Raw genomic sequence first — 16033 nt, 5'->3', positions numbered from 1 at the left:
GAGGGGTTAGGGGTGGGTGGCGGAGCCGATGGGCTCAATGCACGTCGGCGTAGCTTTGCGCTTTCCGAGAGAAGCTCGCTCACGCTCGCGACCCACCCCCAGCCCCTCCCTTTAAGGGAGGGGAGGAAGAAGGGCGATACCCGCTTTCCTTAGAGTCACCGCTTGAAACCCCGACGGCCGTTCACCGTCAGAATCCGCCCACTAGGCCTAGAACACCGGTTCTTCGTCCGGGCCGGGCGTGCGGCCGCCGTGGATGCCGCATTCCACCTTGTCCCAACCGCGCCAGCGGCCCGCGCGGGGATCTTCGCCCGGCTTGACGATGCTGGTGCAGGGCGCGCAGCCGATCGAGAGATAACCCTGTGCCTCCAGCGGGTGGCGGGGCAGATCATGGTCGTGGAAATAGGCTTCCAGCTGGTCCTTGGGCCAATCGGCCAACGGATTGATCTTCAGCCGGCCCTCGTCGATCTCGAAACGGGGGAGCGCGATGCGGGTGCCCGACTGGAAGCCCTTGCGGCCTGAAATCCAGGCGTCGAAGGGGGCAAGCGCGCGGCGCAGCGGCTCGACCTTGCGAATCTCGCAGCAGCCGTCGGGATCGTAGGACCAGCGCAGGCCCGTCTTGTCCTGGTCGGCAAGGATGCGCGGATCGGGGCGGAAGACGCGCAGATCGACGAAGCCGAGCCGTTCGGAAAGTTCATCCCGATAGGCAAGAGTTTCACCGAACATCTTCTGTGTGTTGACGAAAATGACCGGCGTTTCGGTGTCAATCTGCGAAACAAGATGCAGCAGCACCGCCGATTCCGCTCCGAAGGAGGAGACGATCGCGGTGCGGCCGGCCAGTTCGCCGGTCAGCAACTCGCGCAGCATCGCGGACGCATCGACACCGTCGAAGCGCGCGTTGAGGCGCGCCGCATCCTCGGCCGTGAAGGCCGGAGCGGTGTCGATCGTGTCGACGCTGCGCGCCGCATCAGCCATGGCGCAGCGCCCATACCGGCGAACGTCCGTCCGCCGCCTTCTGATAGACATGATCGTAACGGCCGAGCGCGCGTTCGAGCGCGGCAGGATCGACCGAAGCCTCCGGCGCGAAGCTGTCGAAGCCGCAGCGGCGCATCAGGGGAATCTGATCGACCAGCACGTCGCCGGCGGCGCGCAATTCGCCCTGGTAACCGGCTTCACGCAGGATGCGGGCGGCCGAATAGCCCCGCCCGTCGCGGAACTTGGGGAAGGCGATCTCGATCAGCGCAAGCTGGCCGAGCTGGGGGATGAGCTTGCGCGCATCCTCATCCGATTCCAGCCGCACGGCGGTGGCGTTGGTTTGCCCCAGGAAAGCGTCGAGCGTGACGGCCGGCTCCTCATGCTGGGCATCATCGCGGAAGCGCAGGAAATCACCCATAAATCGCCTCCTTGAAGGGGTCCAAGCCAACGCGGCGGTAGGTGTCGAGGAAGCGTTCGCCATCGGTGCGAAGCTCGCGATATTTCTCGACCGTGCGCTCGACCGCGTCGACGATGCCGTCCTCATCGAAGCCGGGGCCGGTGATGCGACCGAGGCTGGCATCTTCGGCGCCGGACCCGCCGAGCAGGAGCTGGTAATTCTCGGTGCCCTTACGGTCGACACCGAGGATGCCGATGTGGCCCGCATGGTGATGGCCACAGGCGTTGATGCAGCCTGAGATCTTGAGCTTGAGTTCGCCGAGGTCGCGCTGGCGATCGAGGCCGGCGAAGCGCTGGGCGATCTTCTGCGCGATCGGGATCGAGCGGGCGTTGGCGAGCGAGCAATAATCGAGGCCGGGGCAGGCAATGATATCGCTGATCAGGTCAAGATTGGGCGAGGCGAGGCCATCGGCGTCGAGCTGCTGCCAGATCGCGTAAAGATCGGCCTTCTTCACATGCGGCAGGACGATGTTCTGCGCGTGGGTGACGCGAAGCTCGTCGAAGCTGTAGCGTTCGGCGAGGTCGGCCATCAGGTCGATCTGCGCGGAAGACGCATCGCCAGGAATGCCGCCGACCGGCTTCAAGCTGATATTGACGATCGCATAGCCCGGTTGCTTGTGTGCCTTGACGTTCTGATCGACCCAGAGCGCGAAATCGGGGTCCGAACGATCGAGATCGTCGGACAGGCCGGTTTCGAACGCCGGGGGCGCGAAGAAGGCGGCGATGCGATCGAACTCGCCCGGGGGCGGATCGAGGCCGAGCGTCTTCACATGCGCCCATTCTTCCTCGACCTGGCGGGCATATTCTTCCGCGCCAAGCTCATGCACGAGGATCTTGATCCGCGCCTTGTAGATGTTGTCGCGCCGGCCGTAGCGATTGTAGACGCGCAGGCACGCCTCGACGTAGCTCAGCAGATCGTCGATCGGCACGAACTCGCGGATCACGGGCGCCACCATCGGGGTGCGGCCCATGCCGCCGCCGACGAAGATACGCGCGCCGACTTCGCCCGCATCGTTGCGGCGAAGCTGGATGCCGATGTCGTGGAGTTTGACCGCGGCGCGATCTTCCTCGGCGGCGACCACCGCGATCTTGAACTTGCGCGGCAGGTAACTGAATTCCGGGTGGAAGGTCGACCATTGGCGGAGCAACTCGGCCCAGGGGCGCGGGTCCGTCACCTCGTCGGCAGCGGCGCCGGCGAACTGATCGGACGAGATGTTGCGGATGCAGTTGCCGCTGGTCTGGATGGCGTGCATCTCGACCGAGGCAAGGTCCGCGAGGATATCGGGCGCGTCGTCCAGCTTGATCCAGTTATACTGGATGTTCTGGCGGGTGGTGAAGTGCCCGTAATCCTTGTCGTATTTGCGCGCGATATGGGCGAGCATCCGCATCTGGCGGCTGTCGAGCGTGCCATAGGGGATCGCAACGCGCAGCATGTAGGCGTGAAGCTGGAGATAGAGGCCGTTCATCAGCCGCAGTGGCTTGAACTGATCCTCGGTGATTTCGCCGGCGATGCGGCGCTGGACCTGATCGCGAAATTCCTCGACGCGGGCGTCGACGATCGCCTGGTCATATTGGTCGTATTTATACATCAGATCACCCAGCTTCCTGCCGCGGGATCGGCGGGCTTGATGTTGAGATCGAGCCGCACGGTGGGGCCGGCGGCGCGGATGCGGTCCTTGATATGGGCGGGGCGGGGGCCGTTGGGCGTTTCCTCGGCATCGATCACATAAGGCGCGTTGACGCGGCGGGCGGCGTCCTCGGCGGCGGCGATCGCCTCGCCATGATTATCGACATCGACCGCGTCGGCGACGTGGCGCGACCAATCGCTGCCCGTCCACCAGACGACATCGCCTGTCCCCAGATCATTGCCCGTCAGTATCTTCAAGAGAGCGCCTCCGCCTGCTTTGCCAATGCCTTGAGCCGGTTTTCGGCATCCGACAGCAATACCACTTCGCCAACGACGATGATCGCCGGGCTTAACACTTTCTCCCGCTCCACCATGCCGCCGAGATCGGCGAGCAGGGTGCGGAGCGCGCGGGAGCCTTCGAGCGTGCCGCGTTCGAGCACCGCCACCGGCATGTCCGGCGCGACGCCGTCCATCATCAGCTTGTCGGCGATCAGGCCGGCGCAGGCGACGCCCATGTAGATGACGAGGGTGCGGCCCTGGCCGGCAAGCCCCGCCCAATTCTGTTCGGTCAGACCCTTGCACTGGCCGGCGACGAAGCTGACCGCGCTCGACCAGTCGCGATGGGTGAGCGGCAGCATCGCATCCGCCGCGCAGCCGAGCGCGGCAGAGACGCCGGGAACGACCTCCACCTTGAGGCCGGCGGCGCGGACGGCTTCCACTTCCTCGCCACCGCGGCCGAAGACGAAGGGGTCGCCACCCTTCAAACGGACGACGATCGCGCCGGTCTTCACGTGGGCGATGATGAGGGCGTTGATCGCCTCCTGCGGCAGCGTGTGCCGCGCGCGCTGCTTGGCGACCGAGATGCGCTGCGCAGTCGCCGGCGCGAAATCGAGCACGCGCGGATCGATGAGGCCGTCATGTACGACGACATCGGCCTGCCGCAGCGCATCGACCGCACGCAGCGTGAGAAGGCCCGGATCGCCCGGGCCTGCGCCAACAAGGATGACGCGGCCGCGCGCGTCGGGATCGAGCAAGGATGACATGAGGCGGCAGATGAGCCTTCATGCCTCTCCGTGCAATGGAAGGATGCTTTTGCGGCGGTTAGGAAAGCTTTGTGCGGCCCGTGATCAGGCGTCGGAGCGCTGCGGAAAGACGAAGCGGTTATGGCCGACGAAGCTGGCCAGGGGCACGAGGATGGTGGTGGTCGCGACGGCCACTGCAGGCGGCAGGCCGAACGTCACCGTGAGCAGGAAAGGGGCGGCGAGCGAAAGGCCCACCCCGAACAGGTTGACCAGCACGAACCGGGGCAAGGCTTCGCTATGCGGGCGGCGCGAGGCGAAGGTGAGGTGGCGGTGGCCAGCGTAGGAGATGACCATGCCGACAAGATAGGCCGCGAAAGAGGCCGCGACGGCATGCAGGCCCAACCGCCCGAAGCCGAGGGCGAGGGCGATATAGGCCAGCGTCGAGGCCCCGCCGACCAGGCCGAAAGCACCGATCTTGCGACCGATCATGATCAGGCGACTTCGGCCGTCCGCGCGAAGATATGCGCGGGCGCCTGGCGGGCTTCGCCGGTGTCGCGCGCAACGATGTAGAGCGGACGCTGCTTCACCTCGCGATGGGTGCGGCCGACATAGACGCCGACGATACCCGTCATCAGCAGATTGATACCCGAGAGGAAGGAAATCAGCACCGCGAGCGAGGCCCAGCCGCTGACCAGCCCGACGCCCAGGATCGCCATCGCGACGACCCAGGCGCCGTAGAGCAGCGACCCGAGCGACACGATTGCGCCTGTCCACAACGCGAGCCGCAAGGGCACGTCGGAAAAACCGACGACGCCGTCGAACGCCAGCCGGACCATGCGGCCCAGCGAATATTTGGTGACGCCGGCCGCCCGCTCGTCCCGATCGAAATCGACGACGGTCTGGCGGTAGCCCATCCAGCCGAACATGCCGCGGACGAAGCGATCCTGTTCGGGCATCGCCCTGAAGGTTTCCAGCGCGCGGCGATCGATGAGGCGGAAATCGCCGACATCGGCCGGGATATCGACATTGGTGAGCGCGCGCAGGCCGCGATAGAACAGGCTGGCGGTCCATTTCTTGAAGCGCGTTTCGCCTGCGCGGCTGCGGCGGCGGGCGTGGACGATATCATAACCGTCGCGCCAGCGCTGGATCAGTTCGAGCACGACTTCGGGAGGGTCCTGAAGATCGGCGTCCATGACGATGACGGCGTCGCCGCCGGCCAGTTCCATGCCCGCGGTGATGGCGGCCTGATGCCCGAAATTGCGCGAGAGGGCGACGTAGCGATAGCGGGGGTCAACCTGGGCACGAGCGGCCAGCATCTCGCCAGAGGCGTCGCGGCTGCCATCGTCGACCATCAGGATTTCGACGTCGCCACCGATGACGCTCATCAGCGCATCGAGACGGATGAACAGTGCCGGGAGCACCGCCTCTTCATTGAACACCGGAATGACGAGGCTGATTTTCGGGCGCCTCAGAGGGGTCATCTGGTTCATCATCTTTCCCTCGCCAGGGTTGGCGTTCGGCAGGATGGCGGCAGGATGGTTAAGAGCTGGTTAGCGCTCGATCCGATAGAGGATGCCACGCTTGCCCTGCCATACCGGCACCAGGCCCGGATCCCGAGGCTGATCCGCCACCGGAAAATCGATCAGCCAGAGATAGTCGAACGCCGCGCGCGGGAGTTTGGCGACGACATGTTCCAGCGTGATACTGTCGGACTGGAGGCACCGTTTCGGCCGTCGCATCTGCGTCGGATCGAGCGCGAAGCCCTTGGCAGCCTCATAGGTGACGGTCAGCAGGCGACCGCCAGGCATCGGCCATTGCCCGTTGACGAAGGCTTCGCGGCGGACGATCGCCATCTGGCCGAGATGCTCCATTCGCGACATGCCCCAGGCATCGAGACATTCGACATTCACCATCGCGAAGACGCGCGAGCCCATCGGGATATGTTCCACCGCCGCCAGTTGGGGCTGATAGCCGCGATCGAGCTTCCAATAGGTCCATGTCTGCACGCCGAGCCGGACAGCGAAGAACAGCAGCCCGGCCAGCGCGATGCGCCGTCGCCATTTGGGGTCTTCGGATTGGGGCGCCAGCGCGAGCACGGCGACTGCGAGCATGTAGGCCGCCAGCCGCATATCGGCATAGGCAGCGCTCATGACGATGCCGGGCATCAACAGGAAGGCGATGAACAGGATGAGCGCGGCGAAACCGAGCCGGGGATCCATCCGGAGCCCGGCGCGGCGCAAGCCCAGCAAGACCAGCGCATAGAGGATGAAGGCGCTGAGCGTGTCGAACCCCCGCGACGTGTTCCGCAAGACGGAGATCAAATGGTAGAGCTTCACCGTCCAGCGCCAGAATTGGCCGGTTCCGCCCTCAGAGCGGTTGAACCACCAATCGGCCATCAGCAGCACGGGCGGGGCAAGCGGCAGGCAGGCCACCCCGCCGCGCCACACGGCTTGTGGCCAGCGCTGCCCTGCCTTGCGCGCAGTCATGATTTCAATCGCGGCGATGATGAGCCCGAACATGCCCCAGGCGACGCTGTGGGCGATGAACAGGATGAAGCTGATCGGCACGAACAGGATGGCGCGCAGGCGCAACTTCCCAAGACGACCCAGCCGGAGCCACAGGCCCACGCCCAGGAACATCAGCGCGATCGCCAGCGTGAAATTGAGGAAGCCGAACTGGAAGGGGTAAGCGTAAGCGAGCGGCAGCGCGAACAATGCGGTCGGCGGAACCCGGCCGTGGATTTCTCGCGCGGTGAACAGCATCCCCGCCACCGTGAGCGGGGGGATGGCGATGGTGATGAGCTTTACTGCCAGCTCGAGCCCGAAGACCCGGGATAGCGGCACGACCAGCAAATCAACGCCGAGATTGCCGACCAGCGCCCAATGATAATCGAAATAATGCGAAAGAAAGGGCGACCGATCGATATCCAGCGCGACCTTGTACCGGCCCATATGGCCCGGGAGATCGGAAAGCGGGGGAAGCGATGGCCAGAGCAGCGGCAAGGCCGCCGCGACCATGAAGATAAACAAGGCGGTGCGGCTGGACCACCATTCTCGATTGCTCGTACCGATCATGGCAGATGCGGTACGACAAGGTGGTTAACGATCCTTTAGCCAGACGCTGGCGGCATCAGCTTTCCCGCAACCCCGTGGCGATCGCCGCGCGGGGCTGATCCGCCTCGACTGAGGTGACCGGATAGGCGCAATAATCCGCAGCATAATAAGCGCTGGGGCGATGGTTGCCCGACAGGCCGACGCCGCCGAAGGGGGCGTTGGAGGGGGCGCCGTTCGTCGGCCGGTTCCAGTTGACGACGCCCGCGCGGACATTGCCCCAGAAGCGATCATAGAGATCGGGGCTGCCCGAAATGAGCGAGGCGGAAAGGCCGAAGCGCGTGTTGTTCGCCTCTGTGATGGCCGCGTCGAAATCCGGCACGCGGATGATCTGGAGGACGGGGCCGAAAATCTCCTCGTCCGGGCGGTTGGCGATGCCGGTGACGTCGATCAGCGCCGGCGACAGGAAGGGGAGTGCCGGATCGGGGCGGGCCATCTGCTTGATCGCGCGGCCGCCCTTCATCATCAGATCGAGGAAGCTCTGCTGCACCTGATCGGCGGTGGCATTGTCGATCACCGATCCCATGAAGGGCTGCGGATCGGCATGGGGATGATCGACGATGATGCGGTCGATCAGACGGCCGATCTCCTCGGTCAAAGCCTCATGCGCGCCATCCTTGACGATCAGCCGGCGCGCCGCGGTGCAGCGCTGGCCGGCGGACATATAGGCGGACTGGACCGCGATCACCGCGGCCGACTGGATATCGGGCGTGTCCCACACGACCAGCGGGTTGTTGCCGCCAAGCTCGAGCGCGAGGATCTTGTTGGGCGTCTCGGCGAACTGGCGATGGAGGGCCATGCCGGCCCGTGCCGAGCCGGTGAAGAGGAGGCCGTCGATGCCGGGTTCGGACGCAAGCGCGCGGCCTTCATCCGGCCCGCCGATCAGCAGGCGGATGACGCCTTCGGGAACGCCGGCGGCGTGGAAGCAATCGACCAGGAAGGCGCCAGTGGCGGGCGTCTTTTCCGACGGCTTGAACACGACCGCATTGCCCGCGAGCAAGGCGGGAACGATGTGCCCGTTGGGCAGGTGGGCAGGGAAGTTGAACGGCCCCAGCACGGCGAGCACGCCATGCGGCTTGTGGCGGACCGCGCTCTTGGCGCCCATCGCCCCTTCGAAACGGCGCTGGGCGGTGCGTTCCGAATAGGCCGTCACCGAAATATCGACCTTGTTGATGACGCTTTCGACCTCGGTGCGCGCTTCCCACAAGGGCTTACCGGTTTCGCGCGCGATCAGATCGGCGAACTGATCCAGCTTGCCGCGCACGACATTAGCGAAGCGGCGCAGCGTTTCGATGCGGACGGCCAGCGGCTGCGCGGCCCAGGCGGGCCAGGCGGCGCGGGCGAGCGCCACTTCGTGCGAGGCATTGCCGACAGCGCCCTGCCAAAGCACGGCACCGGTGGCGGGTTCGGTGGAAATGATTTCGGACACGGACATGGACGATGCGGTTCCGTAACAAGATGGCGGGACGAACGCCCGCACAGGATAAGGGAATACATGGCCGTCCCGGCGATATTTCGCAACTCACCAGACGCGCGAATTCAGCCCTTGTGGCAAGGGCCGAACCGCCGCGTGCGGCCGCCATGACGTCGGTCAGATCAGCGACTTGGCGTGCTTGAGCACCATGTTGCAGGCCTTGGTTTTCATCTTGGGCGGTACGCTGTCCAGCGAGAGCGGCGATTTGCCGCTGGTGGCGATGGTGCCCGCTTCACCCAATTTGTAATCGTCCGATTGCTTGACGTCGGGCTGCTTGGTGAGGCCGCCCAGCACAGATGTTGCGTCGGTGCCGCCGAGCAGCTTGTTCTTCATGCAATATTCCAGCACGCCAGCGGCGTTGCCCGTGCTCATCGAGGACAGATCGGGTGTTCCGCCGAGCATCCCCGCCGCGCCGCCGGATGCTCCGGGAATAGTCGGCATCTGGGCTTGCGCCGGAGCGACGCCGATGATCGAGAACAATGCCAGGGAAATGAGGGTGCGACGGTCCATGATTGCCTCCGGTCCGGGCCTGGAGGGCCCGGGAGGCACAACTCGCGGGTGGAGTTAGCGTTCCCGCGGAAACCGAGCCGCGCTCCACTCCCTAAAAGGGAGGGGTTGGGGATGGGTGGCGAAGCCGATGGGTGCAATACCCGTCGGCGTAGCTTTCTGCCGGAACGAAGAAGCTCGCTCGCGCTCGCTACCCACCCCCTAATCCCCTCCCTGTGAGGGAGGGGAGACTAGGAAGCCATTGCCTCGCCCATGCGGCGGATCGCGGCGACCTTGGCTTCGAGCGCGCTCCAGTCGTCATCCTCGGCGATGCGGGACCAGATCGCTTCGACCTCCTCGATATGCATCGAGCAGGGATCGCGATCGGACCAATAGGGATGATCGGTCGTCGCGACCTTGGGGAAGGCGCCGAGCATCATGCCGAAGGCGGCGAAACTGTCGTGGCGGTAGGCTTCGTCCGCGGGCGAGGGACCGCGACGCTTGCCGCCGCGCCAATCGAAGAAGAAGCGATCGATGGTGACGTCGGTACTGTTGAGACCGCGCTCCATCGCTTCGAGCAAGGCCATGTCCGATTGTTCGTCGAGCGGGGCGATGCCGAGGCGCGCAAAGATGCCGTCGCGGAAGGCGGCCTCGTAGAGAGCCGGGAATGCCTCCAGCGGCGGCGTCAGCGCTTCGGCTTCGGCAAGCGGGCGCAGCGCCACCGCGAGCTGGACGACATCCCAGTGGATCGCCTGCGCCTGACGGCCGAAGGCGTAGAGGCCGTTTTCGTCGAAATAAGCGGCGGTGAAGCCGGGTTCCCAGCGCGGCGTGAAGCGCCACGGGCCGTAATCGAAGCTTTCGCCGGTGATATTGATATTGTCGCTGTTGAGCACGCCATGGACGAAGCCGGCGGCCATATAGGATGCGGCGAGCTTCGCCGTGCGATCGACGACGAGCGAGAGCAGGCGGATTTCCGGGTCATTGCCCGGCTGCTCGCCATAAAGCTCGGTCAGGCAATAATTGACCAGGCGGCGGATGGCGTCGGTCTCGCGAAAATAAGCGAGACGCTGGAAGGCGCCGATGCGGATATGGCTGTGGCTGAGGCGGACCAGCACCGAGGAGCGCGTGGGGGAGGGCTCGTCGCCGCGGTGCAACTGTTCGCCCGTCTCGATCAGCGAGAAGGTCTTGGAGGTGTTGACGCGAAGCGCCTCCAGCATCTCGGTCGCCAAGATCTCGCGCACGCCGCCCTTCAGGGTCAGCCGGCCGTCGCCGAAGCGGCTATAGGGCGTCTGCCCCGATCCCTTGGTGCCGAGATCGAGCAGGCGTTCGCCCGCATCGCGCATCTGCGCGAAGAGGAAGCCGCGGCCGTCGCCGATATCGGGATTGTAAACGCGGAACTGGTGGCCGTGATAGCGCAGCGCCAGCGGTTCGGGCAGATTGTCGGGCAAGGGCTGGAAGCGACCGAAATGCTTTATCCAGGCCGCATCGTCGAGATCGCCCAGGCCCACCGTGGCGGCCCACCGATCGTTGCGGAAGCGCAGCCGCGTTTCGGGGAAGTCGGCGGCCGCGACCGGATCGAAATAATCCGTCCCCAGTTGCAGGATAGCCGGATCGGGGCGGTAGGGTGATGCTTGCGGGCGCGTCGTCATGCGGCGATATGGGGGCGGCCACCACGGAGACGCAAGCATGGCGGAATATAGCGACGAATATTGGTGGTCGAAGGATGGCTTGCGGCTTCATTATCGCGACTATGCGGGTGGCAGCGACGGGCGACCGCCGATCCTCTGCATTCCCGGCCTGACGCGCAACGCGCGGGACTTTTCACCGGTGGCCGAACGGCTGGCGGGCGCGTGGCGGGTGATCGCGGTCGATCTGCGCGGGCGGGGCGACAGCGCTTACGCCAAGGACCCGATGACCTATGTGCCGCTGACCTATCTGCAGGATCTGGAAGCGCTGCTGGAGGAGTTGAAGGTCGGGCGCTTCGTGGTGTTCGGCACATCGCTGGGCGGGCTGCTGACGATGCTGTTGTCCGCCACGGGGCGTGACCGGATCGCGGGCGCTTTGCTCAACGATGTCGGCCCCGTTGTCGAGCCCGCGGGCCTTGCGCGCATCCGCACCTATGTCGGCAAGCAGGCGAACTGGCCGACCTGGCTGCACGCCGCACGCGCCATCCAGCAGACCAATTTCGCCGTCTATCCCGATTATGAGATCGAACAATGGCTGGCGATGGCGAAGCGGCTGTGCCGGCTGACGCCCGCGGGGCGGATCGTCTACGACTATGACATGAAGATTGCCGAGCCGCTGAAGCTGCCGGCGGGGGATGGGGCCATGGACATGTGGCCGGCCTTCGAAGCGCTGGGCGGGCGACCCGTCGGGCTGATCAGGGGCGAGCATAGCGATGTGCTGAGCGCTGCCACCGCGGCGGAGATGGCGCGGCGGGTGGACGGGCTCGATCTCATCACCGTGCCCGGCATCGGCCATGCGCCGGCGCTGGACGAGGATGCGAGCGTCGCGGCGATCGATCGCCTGCTGGAGCGCGTCGCGGGCTGAGCGGGAGCCTGGGCGGGCTCCGATCGTTTCCATCGCTGCGGGGGCAGGAAGGAGACGGGCCATGCCCCAGGGCGACAAGGACAAATATACCGACAAGCAGAAGCGCAAAGCCGAGCATATCGAGCAAGGATATGAGAAAAGCGGCGTATCCAAAAAGGAAGCCGAAAGCCGCGCCTGGGCGACGGTGAACAAGGAATCGGGCGGCGGAAACAAGTCCGGCTCCGGCCGCGGCAAGCCCGACACGCATGTGTCTTCGCGCAAGGGCGGGCGGAACGGCGGCCGCGCCTCCGCCAGCCGTCCCGCCGCAGACCGTTCGGCCGCGGCAAAGAAGGGCTGGGAGACGCGACGCCGGAAGGCGGGATGAACTGAGGTTCAGCCCACCCGGTTGGTGACGAGATCGTCCACTACCGACGGATCGGCCAGCGTCGAGGTGTCGCCTAGCGAGGAGATGTCGCCTTCCGCGATCTTGCGCAGGATGCGGCGCATGATCTTGCCTGAGCGGGTCTTGGGCAGGCCGGGTGCGAACTGGATCGCATCGGGCGTCGCGATCGGGCCGATTTCGGTGCGGACCCATTGCTTTAGCTCTGCGCGCAATTCCTCGCTGGCCTGGCAGTTCGCGTTGAGCGTCACATAAGCGTAGATGCCCTGGCCCTTGATGTCGTGCGGGAAGCCGACGACGGCGGCCTCGGCGACCTTGCTGTGCAGCACCAGCGCGCTTTCCACCTCGGCGGTGCCCATGCGGTGGCCGGAGACGTTGATGACATCGTCGACGCGCCCGGTGATCCAGTAATAACCGTCCTCGTCGCGCCGGCAGCCGTCGCCGGTGAAATATTTGCCCGGATAGGTGCTGAAATAGGTCTGGAAGAAGCGGGCATGATCGCCCCAGACAGTGCGCATCTGGCCGGGCCAGCTCCGCGCGATCACCAGATTGCCCTCGGTCGCGCCGTCGAGCAGCTTGCCATCGGCGTCGACCAATTGCGGTTCGATGCCGAAGAAGGGCTTGGTGGCGGAGCCGGGCTTGAGATCGATCGCGCCGGGCAGCGGGGCGATCATCGCCGCACCCGTCTCCGTCTGCCACCAGGTGTCGACGATCGGGCAGCGGCCTTCGCCGACGACTTCATGATACCAGCGCCATGCCTCCGGGTTGATCGGTTCGCCGACCGTTCCCAGCAGTTTCAGCGTCTTGCGGCTCGTCTTTGTGACGAACTCATCGCCTTCCTTCATCAGCGCGCGCAGCGCCGTGGGGGCGGTGTAGAGGATCTCGACCTCGTGCCGGTCGGCGACTTCCCAGATACGGCTGGCGGTCGGCCAGTTGGGGACGCCTTCATACATCAAGGTCGTCGCGCCGTTGGCGAGAGGGCCATAGACGATATAGCTGTGCCCCGTGACCCAGCCGATGTCCGCCGCGCACCAGTAGATCTGGCCGGGGCGGTAATCGAAAATCATCTCGTGCGTGAAGCTCGCCCACAACAGATAGCCGCCGGAAGTGTGGAGCACGCCCTTGGGTTTGCCTGTCGATCCGCTGGTGTAGAGGATGAACAGCGGGTCTTCCGCGCCCATCGGCTCGGGCGGGCAGGTGTCCGCCACTAGCGCCGCCATTTCATGGTGCCAGACGTCGCGGCCCGGCTCCATGTCCACGGCGCCGCCGGTCGCCTTCACGACGATCACCTTTTCGAGCGACGGGCAATGCGGCGCGGCCTTGTCGACATTGGCCTTGAGCGGCACCTTCCGGCCAGCCCGGCGGCCTTCATCGGCGGTGATGACGATCGTCGAATCGCAATCCTGGATGCGGCCGGCGAGTGCATCGGGCGAGAAGCCGCCGAACACCACCGAATGGACCGCACCGATGCGGGCGCAGGCGAGCAGGGCGAACGCTGCCTCCGGGATCATCGGCATGTAGATGGTGACGCGATCGCCCTTCTTGGCGCCGGCCGCCTTCAGCACATTGGCGAAACGGCAGACCTCGTTGTGCAACTCGGCATAGGTGATGCGGCGCGGTTCTTCCGAGGGCTCATCCGGCTCCCAGATGATCGCGAGCTGATCGGCGCGTTCCTTCAGATGGCGATCGATGCAGTTGGCCGAGACGTTGAGCTTGCCGTCCGCAAACCAGCTGATGTGGAAATCCTTCTCGTCGAAGGACCAGTCGCCGGCGATTTCGGGGCGCTTGATCCAGTCGAGCCGTTTGGCCTGTTCGAGCCAGAAGGTGCCGGGATCGGCGAGCGACCGGCCGTGGAGTTTGGCGTAGCCGGCGGCATCCACCTTCGCTTTCGCCTTCCACTCGGCGGGGACGGGATAGATCGCCGGATCGGTCACGCTGGCATTCTCCTGATCTCTGTGTGGCTGCTTCTTAGGCCGTGAAGGGGAGCGGTTGAAGCCGAATCATGCCCCTTCCGCCTCGTCCGTTTGGGCGGCGTAATGACGGGCGATCCAGGCGCAGGCCATCAACTGGAACTGGTGGAACAGCAGGATCGGCATCAGGATCAGGCCGACATCCGCCGGCGCGAACAGCACGCGCGCCATCGGCACGCCCTGGACGATCGATTTCTTGGTGCCGCAGAACATGATCGCAATCTCGTCCGCGCGCGAGAAGCCGAGCAGGCGGGCGATGCCGCGGGTGAAGAGGAGCGCGAAGGCCAGCAAGACGAGGCAGACGACGACGAGTATGCCCAGCACCGGCAGCGGCAGGCGGCTCCAGATGCCTTCGATGACGGCGGCCGAAAAGGCGCTGTAGACGGCGAGCAGGATGGCGCTGCGGTCGCTCAACGCGATCAGCGGTTTGTGGCGGGCGACCCAGCCGCCGATCCAGGGGCGGGCGAGATGGCCGGCCACGAAGGGCGCGAACAGCACGAGGAAGATGCGGCCGACGCCGGCGGTATCGACCGCACCGCCATGCGTATCGGCGAGCAGGCCGACCAGCGGCGGCGTGAGGAAAATGCCGAGCAGTTGCGATGCGGAGGATGCGGCGACGGCGGCAGCGACATTGCCCCGCGCGATCGAGGTGAAGGCGATCGCCGACTGCACCGTGCCGGGGAGTGCTGCCATGAACAGCATGCCCGTCCACAAGGGCGTCGGCAGCAGGCCGGGCGCCGCCCAGCGCGCCGCCAGCACCACTAGCGGGAACATGATGAAGGTAGAGCCGAGGATGACGAGGTGCAGACGCCAATGGGCCAGGGCCTCAATGATCGCCTCGCGCGGCAGCTTGGCGCCATGGAAGAAGAACAGCAGCACGATCGCGGCCGTGGCGAGAATGTCGACCACGCCCGCGAATCCACCGCTTGCGGGCACCAGGGTCGCCAACGCGACCGTGGCGAGCAGGGCGATGATGAAGGGATCGGGAATCAACCGGCGCAGCATCGGCGTGGGGCTTAGGCGACGGGGGCAGTGAATGCCAAGGCCGGAAACTGTTGGAGGTGGGCCAGATTTGCTTTCGGCGATTCAGCGCGGCCTTGGTTTCAGCGCATCCGCCAGTGAGGCTGTGCCGCTGCCGCGCCGCGCCGGTTGGGGCTGATCGGGGCCGGGGGACCAGGCGGTGAGGTGGATGATCTCGACCTCTTCGGTGACGCGGCCATCGGCGTCGGCCATGCCGGCGAAGGCATCGAACAGCGCGGCGAGGTGCGCGCGGGTCAGCGCAGGCGCGCGGCGGTCGCGCAGGATGTTGGTGGCGGCCATGCCGCGGAGATCGCCGATCAGCCGCAGTGGATCGCCATAACGAATCTGCGCATGATCGACATCGGCGACGGGCAAAGCGAAGCCGGCGCGCGACAGGAGATCGCCGGCGGCGCGCACGTCGATCTGCGGATGGATGCGCGCGGCGACGCCGCCGCTGGCCGCTTCGTCGGCGGCCATCAAGGCGGTGCGCAGCTTGGGGAGCGATCCCGCACCGAAGAAGGCGGCGAGGAACAGGCCGTCGGGGCGGAGGATGCGGCGGATCAACGCTAGCGCGCCGGGCAGATCGTTCACCATGTCCAGCCCCCCGGCCGAAACGACCAGATCGAAGCTGCCGTCGGCGAAGGGCATATGATCCTCGTCGCACTGCACGCCCTGGCCGGCGCGGGCGAAGGCGAACCCGGAATCGGCCGTGACCGTGCTGATGCCGCGCTGGCGGAGCGCGGCCGCAAGCGATCCGTCCGCGGTGCCGAGATCGAGCGCGCGGCCGAAGCTGCGCTTCACCGAATCCAGCCGGTCGACCAGATCCTCGACCATGCGATCGCGCAGGAAGGAATGGGCGGCAAAGCCCGTGGCCGCCCGATCACGACGCAGGCGGCGGACGCGGCGGTCGAAGATCTCGGCAAGGTCGGGCGGTTGGCTCATCGCGGGGGCTTGTGCGCCCGCGCGG

Annotated in this window: 16 protein-coding genes; 2 read left to right on the top strand and 14 right to left on the bottom strand. The window is 65.9% G+C overall.

The window, feature by feature from the left end:
- Positions 1-207: 207 nt before the first annotated feature.
- From ACFB49_RS06740 to ACFB49_RS06690, 11 genes are all read right to left on the bottom strand, one after another.
- Positions 208-972: a phosphoadenylyl-sulfate reductase gene (locus ACFB49_RS06740; RefSeq protein ID WP_380877580.1), complete on the bottom strand. Its 765-nt coding sequence runs from the start codon at positions 970-972 to the stop codon at positions 208-210.
- Positions 965-1390 (bottom strand): DUF934 domain-containing protein, encoded by a 426-nt coding sequence (locus tag ACFB49_RS06735; RefSeq protein WP_380877577.1) that lies wholly within the window; start codon positions 1388-1390, stop codon positions 965-967. Before ACFB49_RS06735 ends, ACFB49_RS06740 begins: the two co-directional genes overlap by 8 nt.
- On the bottom strand, positions 1383-3017 hold the full coding sequence (locus ACFB49_RS06730) for a nitrite/sulfite reductase (protein ID WP_380877575.1): 1635 nt from the start codon (positions 3015-3017) through the stop codon (positions 1383-1385). Before ACFB49_RS06730 ends, ACFB49_RS06735 begins: the two co-directional genes overlap by 8 nt.
- Entirely contained in the window at positions 3017-3313 is a 297-nt protein-coding gene (locus ACFB49_RS06725; RefSeq protein ID WP_380877572.1) for a DUF2849 domain-containing protein, read from the bottom strand. The genes ACFB49_RS06730 and ACFB49_RS06725 overlap by 1 nt, the downstream gene beginning before the upstream one ends.
- On the bottom strand, positions 3310-4098 hold the full coding sequence (cobA, locus tag ACFB49_RS06720; protein ID WP_380877569.1) for a uroporphyrinogen-III C-methyltransferase: 789 nt from the start codon (positions 4096-4098) through the stop codon (positions 3310-3312). Before cobA ends, ACFB49_RS06725 begins: the two co-directional genes overlap by 4 nt.
- An 84-nt stretch (positions 4099-4182) precedes the next feature.
- The gene (locus ACFB49_RS06715; protein ID WP_380877566.1) at positions 4183-4566 is read right to left on the bottom strand and encodes a GtrA family protein; all 384 of its coding nucleotides are present in this window, start codon (positions 4564-4566) and stop codon (positions 4183-4185) included.
- A gap of 2 nt (positions 4567-4568) precedes the next feature.
- The gene (locus ACFB49_RS06710) at positions 4569-5567 is read right to left on the bottom strand and encodes a glycosyltransferase family 2 protein (RefSeq protein ID WP_380877564.1); all 999 of its coding nucleotides are present in this window, start codon (positions 5565-5567) and stop codon (positions 4569-4571) included.
- A 60-nt stretch (positions 5568-5627) separates the two neighbouring features.
- Positions 5628-7151: a hypothetical protein gene (locus tag ACFB49_RS06705; protein ID WP_380877561.1), complete on the bottom strand. Its 1524-nt coding sequence runs from the start codon at positions 7149-7151 to the stop codon at positions 5628-5630.
- A gap of 55 nt (positions 7152-7206) precedes the next feature.
- Positions 7207-8622 (bottom strand): succinylglutamate-semialdehyde dehydrogenase, encoded by a 1416-nt coding sequence (gene astD, locus ACFB49_RS06700; protein ID WP_380877558.1) that lies wholly within the window; start codon positions 8620-8622, stop codon positions 7207-7209.
- Between the two features lie 156 nt (positions 8623-8778).
- On the bottom strand, positions 8779-9171 hold the full coding sequence (locus tag ACFB49_RS06695) for a DUF2501 domain-containing protein (RefSeq protein WP_380877555.1): 393 nt from the start codon (positions 9169-9171) through the stop codon (positions 8779-8781).
- 227 nt (positions 9172-9398) lie between these two features.
- On the bottom strand, positions 9399-10796 hold the full coding sequence (locus ACFB49_RS06690; protein ID WP_380877552.1) for a protein adenylyltransferase SelO family protein: 1398 nt from the start codon (positions 10794-10796) through the stop codon (positions 9399-9401).
- A 37-nt stretch (positions 10797-10833) separates the two neighbouring features.
- Here ACFB49_RS06690 and ACFB49_RS06685 point away from each other — a divergent pair, with 37 nt between their 5' ends.
- Together ACFB49_RS06685 and ACFB49_RS06680 are read left to right on the top strand one after the other, a co-directional pair.
- Positions 10834-11697, top strand: a complete 864-nt coding sequence (locus tag ACFB49_RS06685; RefSeq protein WP_380877550.1) for an alpha/beta fold hydrolase — start codon at positions 10834-10836, stop codon at positions 11695-11697.
- A 61-nt stretch (positions 11698-11758) separates the two neighbouring features.
- Positions 11759-12061 carry a plasmid stabilization protein gene (locus ACFB49_RS06680; RefSeq protein ID WP_380877547.1) on the top strand — a complete coding sequence of 101 codons (303 nt, stop codon included), beginning with the start codon at positions 11759-11761 and terminating at the stop codon, positions 12059-12061.
- Positions 12062-12069: 8 nt separating this feature from the next.
- On the opposite strand, the gene acs is transcribed toward ACFB49_RS06680, so the two are convergent.
- The 3 genes from acs to ACFB49_RS06665 all read right to left on the bottom strand — a co-directional run bounded on the left by acs (position 12070) and on the right by ACFB49_RS06665 (position 16008).
- The gene (gene acs, locus ACFB49_RS06675; RefSeq protein ID WP_380877544.1) at positions 12070-14010 is read right to left on the bottom strand and encodes an acetate--CoA ligase; all 1941 of its coding nucleotides are present in this window, start codon (positions 14008-14010) and stop codon (positions 12070-12072) included.
- Positions 14011-14076: 66 nt separating this feature from the next.
- Positions 14077-15051 (bottom strand): bile acid:sodium symporter family protein, encoded by a 975-nt coding sequence (locus ACFB49_RS06670; protein ID WP_380877541.1) that lies wholly within the window; start codon positions 15049-15051, stop codon positions 14077-14079.
- Positions 15052-15132: 81 nt separating this feature from the next.
- Complete coding sequence (locus ACFB49_RS06665; protein ID WP_380877538.1) at positions 15133-16008, bottom strand: class I SAM-dependent methyltransferase; 876 nt, start codon at positions 16006-16008, stop codon at positions 15133-15135.
- Positions 16009-16033 lie beyond the last annotated feature (25 nt).

The organism is Sphingomonas sp. DBB INV C78, from assembly GCF_042693015.1.
In the GTDB taxonomy this organism is placed as follows: domain Bacteria; phylum Pseudomonadota; class Alphaproteobacteria; order Sphingomonadales; family Sphingomonadaceae; genus Sphingomonas_E.
The sequence above is the reverse complement of the archived record's forward strand: the minus strand, read 5'-3'. Positions and strand labels throughout refer to the sequence as shown.